Annotated in this window: 4 protein-coding genes and 1 tRNA gene; 4 read left to right on the top strand and 1 reads right to left on the bottom strand. The window is 58.8% G+C overall.

Annotated features, from left to right (window positions below; genetic code table 11):
- From GPT33_RS15985 to GPT33_RS15970, 4 genes are all read left to right on the top strand, one after another.
- A partial coding sequence (locus GPT33_RS15985) for a DUF2254 domain-containing protein (protein WP_296810799.1) occupies window positions 1–1,286 on the top strand: 1,286 nt, incomplete at its 5' end.
- A gap of 477 nt (window positions 1,287–1,763) precedes the next feature.
- Window positions 1,764–2,735 (top strand): hypothetical protein, encoded by a 972-nt coding sequence (locus tag GPT33_RS15980; protein WP_296810796.1) that lies wholly within the window; start codon window positions 1,764–1,766, stop codon window positions 2,733–2,735.
- A 479-nt stretch (window positions 2,736–3,214) separates the two neighbouring features.
- A complete protein-coding gene (locus GPT33_RS15975) occupies window positions 3,215–4,543 on the top strand; it encodes a diguanylate cyclase (RefSeq protein WP_296810793.1) in 1,329 nt (442 codons plus the stop codon).
- An 851-nt stretch (window positions 4,544–5,394) separates the two neighbouring features.
- Window positions 5,395–5,919 (top strand): nuclease-related domain-containing protein, encoded by a 525-nt coding sequence (locus GPT33_RS15970; RefSeq protein ID WP_296810790.1) that lies wholly within the window; start codon window positions 5,395–5,397, stop codon window positions 5,917–5,919.
- A 315-nt stretch (window positions 5,920–6,234) separates the two neighbouring features.
- Here the strand turns inward: GPT33_RS15970 and GPT33_RS15965 are convergent.
- Window positions 6,235–6,325: transfer RNA gene (locus GPT33_RS15965), tRNA-Ser, on the bottom strand.
- Between the last annotated feature and the right edge of the window lie 141 nt (window positions 6,326–6,466).

Raw genomic sequence — 6,466 nt, 5'->3', positions numbered from 1 at the left:
TGCTGAGCGCGGTAGCGCTCGCCATGCTGCTGGTCATTCTGGAACCGCTCGGCGACTTACATCTGGTCGAACGCTGGCCGCTCTTCTTCGGGGCTAGCCCAGCGAGTGCTAGCGGATTGCTGACGACCGTCGCCAGCTCGATGATCACCGTGGCCGGGGTGGTGTTCTCGATCACCCTCGTAGCGCTCTCGCTGACGGCCAGTCAGTACACCTCGAGACTCATCCGCAATTTCATGCGCGATCGCGTGAACCAAGTGGTCCTGGGCGTCTTCGTCGGCATCTTTGCCTATTGCCTCGTGGTGCTGCGGACGATTCGCGAGGAGGGCGACGGATCATTCGTTCCGACGCTGGCGGTGCTTGGCGGACTCGTCCTCGCATTCGTCGGAATTGGCATGTTGATCTATTTTATCCATCACATTGTGACATCCATTCAGGCGTCGAGCCTGATTGCTACCACGGCGGAGGAGACCCTTTCGGCCGTCGATGAGCTTATTCCCGAAGAGTTGGATGAGAACGACGACGAAGACGCGAACGGCAGCCCTGCGGACGTGCTCATGCTGCAACCGTGTTCTGCCGTTCCAGCCCGCAAGACCGGCTATATCGTGACGGTCGATACAGACGCACTGCTGGAATTGGCTCGGAAAGAGGAGACTGTCCTGCGGATGGAGCGCAGCATCGGCGAGTTCGTCGCCGCCGGAACGCCTTTGATCTCGATCATGGGTTTTGACGATGTCGACGAGGCGATGACGGACACGTTGAACGCGGTCTACGTCATCAACCGCCAGCGTACATTGGAACAGGATGCGACCTTCGGCATCAGGCAGATCGTGGACATCGCCCTAAAGGCGCTGTCGCCCGGCATCAACGACACCTCGACCGCGATCATGTGCGTGGACTATCTGATGGCGATTCTGTGCCGCCTGGCGGGCCGCCGGATCGCGACACCCTCGCGATCCGATCGGGGGGAGGTGCGGGTGATTGTGCGTGGACCGACTTTCGAGGGGCTATTGAGCGTGGCCTTCGACCAGATCCGGCAGCATGCCGACGGCAACGTGGCGATCCTGCTGAGAATCCTCGGCGCCATACACACCATTGCCGGCCAGACGACCAGCCCGAGCCGGCGATCCGCGCTCGGACAGACGGTGGACGAGATCGCCGAAGCGGCCGAGCGCGGGGTCGCCTCCCCGTATGACCGGGAAAGGCTGACGGAGCGACTGGCCCTGGTCCGCGCCGCGCTCGAGATGAAGCCGGCCGATTGCCGAGACTCGCTCAGCGGTCGCGGCTGAAGAAACGACGTAATCACCCCCGCGCGAGTATCGGGGCAGAGCGACCCTCGAACGGTCATGTGAATCCCTCCGACCCCATAGCCGCCAGCGATGACTTCGCACTGGCCTTACACGTCTCCGTTGGCCGCGCTCACGGGCCACGACCGCGGGTCTCCAGCACTCGAACCGATCAACTTTATTCGTTGAATCCGCTAATGTGCGGCAGCGTACCGAACGACTCGAAGCGCCGGTCTAAACTAAGCAGGTGTTCATCGCGACGACGGCGAACAGCTTTCCGGTGCACGTCAGGAGGCACGAAATGATCCATTCCCGGGATTATCAGCGGCCGGGCATCCTCCTGCTCTGCTGGAAACGCGGTTGAAATCGCGACCACACACGGACTGCGCCTCAGGTCCTTGGATCGATTCAACAATATATTGGTTTGATTCGATGATGTCGTGAATAAAACACCGAGTCTTTCGCAACCGGAGCCTGACTATGAGTACGACTGTACCGAACCATCCCGCAACTGATTCATTCAGCCGGCATACCCCATCACCCGCGACTGATACCGATACCTATAGGGATACCGATCCCGTCGCGGCGGGTTATGCCGGAACCCACTATCGAGGTGATCGTGCGTTGTCCTGGGGCGCCATCTTTGCCGGTGCGGCCGCTGGCGCGGCCCTGTGGTTGATTCTGTTGATGCTGGGGGTTGGTTTGGGTCTGTCCGCGGTCTCCCCCTGGCAGTTCGAGGGTGTCACGGCGACGACCTTCGGCGTCTCGACCATCCTCTGGCTGACCCTATCCCATCTCGTGGCCGCCGGCCTGGGTGGGTACCTTGCCGGACGGTTCCGTACCGACTCGATCGCGGTTTCCAAGGACGAGGATTACTTTCGCGACACCGCACATGGCTTTCTGTCATGGGCTGTGGCCACGCTCGTGAGCGCTACACTGCTGACGTCCGTCGTTGGTTCGATCGTCGGTGGGGGCATTCAAGCCGGAGTAGCCGGGGGCGTTGCGGCAGGCCAAGCGATCATCGTCGGCACCCAAAGCGAGTCCGACACGCCGACCGATACCCTGAGCTATTTCATTGACTCACTCTTCCGTGCCGGCACCACGGGCGGGGCGGCAGACCCGGGCTCGGCCGACGCGACAGCGGAGAGCGCTCGCATCTTCATCAATGGAATACGTCTTGGAGGACTACCTGACGAGGACTTGCGGTATATCGGGGAGGTGGTCGCGGGCAGGACCGGCCTGAGCCAAGGCGACGCGCAGGAGCGCGTGGCGGATACCTTTGCACGCGTGCAAACCACGCTGCAGGAGACCGAGATGACCGCCCGAGAAGCGGCTGACGAGGCCCGCAAGGCGTCAGCCTATGCAGCCCTCTGGGTGTTCATCTCGCTGCTGATCGGCGCGTTTATCGCCAGTCTCGCCGCGACGCTCGGCGGTCGTCAACGCGAGGCTTGACGCCTGTACCCAACCATCAACTTCGGAGAACACCATGCGTTCGATCCTGCTGTTCTTTCTCGGGATTCCTATTCCGATCATCATCCTGATCGCGATATTTTTCCGCTGAATCTCGCCACCCCAACGATCGGCTGCCGGGCGAAGGAGCTGAAGTGCGAGCGGCCCGACAGTCGTTCAACCTCCATCCGGCAGTTGAACGGCGTTCACCCGGCCGGTGAGTCGTGAGATGAGCGCGATCGTCAAAGTCGTCAAGACCTTGCATGAAGCACGAAGCGGTCAACTGCCGGATCGAGGTTCAATGGTTGTCGAAAACGAAAAGGCTTCACCTCGAATTGGTTCCTCTCCCCACTCACGCCCGCAGATTCCGCGGACACAGCGCCAAAAAACGGCGACGGCCAACTGGAATATCACCGTTACGAGACGCCGCGCTGAGGTCCAGTCAACCGGACTGCACGTTGCCCGCACTTAGGAACATAGCGATGCGACTGTCCGAATTCATAATTTGCGATCTCGAAGCGATTCTTCAAGAATGGGAGTGCTTCGCAGCATCTCTCCTCGAACCCGATCAAATGATGGACAAGCGAGCATTGCGCGATCACGCAAGAAAAATACTCGAAGCGGTGGCCGCCGACCTTACCGAACCGCAGACAGAGAGGGCGGAAACCGCAAAGTCGAAAGGAAAGAACGATTTGCCAACCAACAACGACGCTGCGTCCATATCGCACGGCAAGGAGCGATTGGCGTTGGGTTTCAGCCTGAATGCAACAATCGCCGAGTATAGAGCGCTACGGGCAAGTGTAATAAGAAGATGGCAAAAGTCACTTCTCGGCGATCCGGTATCGGACACGGAGATTGGGGATGTCATTCGATTCAACGAAGCGATCGACCAATCCATCAGTCACTCCGCAACCAGTTACTCTTTTGAAAAAGAGCAGCAGGCGCGCGTGTTCGATTCGATCTTATCGTTTTCGCCGGACCTCACTTTTACCTTCACGCTGGATGGTCGGTTTGCGTATGTCAATAAAGCGACAACGGATTTATTCGCGCATCCATCGGACCAACTGGTTGGAAAACGCTTCAACGAAATCGACCTGCCCAATGGCATCGAGCTACAGCAGCACGTTGATCTCGTCATCCTCACCAAGAAACAATGTCGAGGTGAGATGTGCTATCCGAGCCATTCCGGACATTCTGAATTTTATGAGTACCTGTTTGTTCCTATCATTTACCAGGATGGTACCGTCGAAGCGGTTATTGGGACTGCCCACAACATTACTGAACGCAAAGCGAAGGAGGACGAGTCCTGGCACAAAGCAAATCATGATCAGCTAACCGGCTTACCCAATCGACGCATGTTTCTCGAGCGTTTGGAACAAGATATCAAGAATAGCGGTCAGCTCGGGTCAAGCACCGCCCTATTGTTCATCGACATCGATTACTTCAAAGAAGTCAATGATCGGCTCGGCCACGATGCGGGGGACTTGTTGTTGCGGTTCATCGCCGATCGCCTTCGCTCATCTATTCGCGAAGCCGATAGTGTTGCGCGCCTGGGCGGGGACGAGTTCTGTGTCATTTTGCGAGACTTTATCAACACCACGGCGGTCGAACTGGTTGCCGAGAACATTCTGACGGCGCTGGCTAGTCCCTTTCAAGTGCTAAATAACTTTATTCATCTGTCTGCCAGTGTCGGGATAGCGTTTTCCCCTCAGGATGCATGCACCACTGAAGACCTAATAAGAAAAGCTGATCAGGCAATGTATACAGCGAAAAGCGCAGGGCGGAATCGGTATCGCTGCTTCTATAGCTAACCGAGATGCTTGAACGAGAATATCTCTGCAAGGGGATGAATGCGCCCTTCAATCGCTGCCCGCAACAGACCTGTGCCGATCATACTGTAGGTAATACCGTTGCCGCCATAGGCCATGGCGAACAATACACTCGGCCTATACTCGGCATGTGGACCAAAAAAGGCAAGCCGTCAGCGTTTCTGCGAAGGTTCCGCCCCATGAAAAGGCGGGCTGCAAAGGTGAGTGAGGAAACATGCGCCCGACCTGGCCGGCGAGCTTGCTGGCCTTCCTCTTCACGCTGATGTGCCTCACCACGCCCATGGCCACGCATGCCGAGCCTCCGACTGCACCTCCACATGGCGTCTTGTTCGAAGACCTGCGCGTCTTCGACGGGACGTCCGAGCACCTGTCCGAGCCGGTTCAAGTCTTGGTAATCGGCAACGCCATCGTGCGCATCGCGTCGGAGCCGATCGCGCCGCCTCCCGAGGTCGCGTTGTCCCGTATCCTCGAGCTACGACCGGCTGGATGTCAGCCAATATACGGTGCCGGAGCTGCGTGCCGCGATGGATGCGGCAGAAAACTGGGGCACCTATGTCATGGTGCATGCCTACACCCTGCGCGCGGCCCGTCAGGCCATCGAGGCGGGCGTGGTCTAAATCGATCATGGCCAGATGCTGGACGAAGCCACCGAGCGGCTGATCGCCGAGCACGGGTCTCACGAACGACGCATCGACGACCCCTGCACAGACTAGTCGTCGTTCTGGCGGTTGCGAGTCTGCCGTGGCTGTCCCCAAGCTCGCATGTCGCTCGCCGATGACTTACATTTTTCGCGCTCGCGAAGCCGCAAGCCTCCACCAGGAGACCCACCGGTCATGGACCCGACGCCCGTCCTCGCGCCACTCGTGAACGCCCTCTGGCGGCTGATCCCGCTCGCGCTCCTCGGCGCTCTGCTCAGGTCCTCGCGGGTAAAAGGCATCGTCGGCGAGCACCTCGTTCGTTTGGCGCTTCGCCTTCGCCTGGATCGCGAGACCTATCGCTCCGAGCAGGATCTCACCCTGCCGACCCCCGACGGGACCACCCAGATCGATCATGTCGTCGTCTCGCGCTACCGGATCTTCGTGATCGAGACCGAGAACATGAAGGGCTGGATCTTCGGAGGCGAGCGCCAGGCGCAGTGGACGCAGAAGATCTACCGGCACACGACTCGGTTTCAGAATCCGTTGCTGCAGAACAACAAGCATGTAAGAGTCTTGCAGGCGCTGCTCGACGTGCCTCCCGAGACGATCCACTCGGTCATTACTTTCGTCGGGGACAGCACCTTCAAGACCCCGATGCCGGAGAACGGATCATCGCGTCCGTCCCGTCCTCGGCTTCCGAATCGCAACCGGGGTAATTGAACGATCGGATCAACCGAGGCAAGTGCCGACGAACCCTTTCGGCAAACTGCGGCGCAGGTTGACTTCGGGCATCCAACTGCGAGGGGCACACAACACAACCGTTGCGGATCCGACGGCAGCGTCGTCGAGTGGAGGGGCAAGCATGGCGGTCAGGAAGGCATCCGCCGAGGATCAGGCGATCTGTGATCCGAGATGCTCGATGCGCGGTTCCAACAGATCGAGGGTTTCGGCTGGGGGTAAATTTGGGGGCGAAGGAAAATCGCAGAACTGGTTAAATTCTAAATTATTATTTTTATTGCAATTTCTTATCATGATTGGCGGAGAGAGAGGGATTCGAACCCTCGATAGGGGATTAGCCTATACTCCCTTAGCAGGGGAGCGCCTTCAGCCACTCGGCCATCTCTCCGACGAACGCGTAGTTTATCCTGCCTACGCGCCCTTGGCTACAGGCTCAGTCGAGGCGAGTTCCGGGCGGAACGGCTCCGGCGATCGGACCACCTTCGGCCTGCTCACGTTTGATGCGCTCGTAAATCTCCTCACGATGTAC

Source organism: Thiocapsa sp. (genome assembly GCF_011390875.1).
Classification (GTDB): Bacteria; Pseudomonadota; Gammaproteobacteria; order Chromatiales; family Chromatiaceae; genus Thiocapsa.
This window is presented reverse-complemented; position numbering and strand designations above follow the sequence as displayed.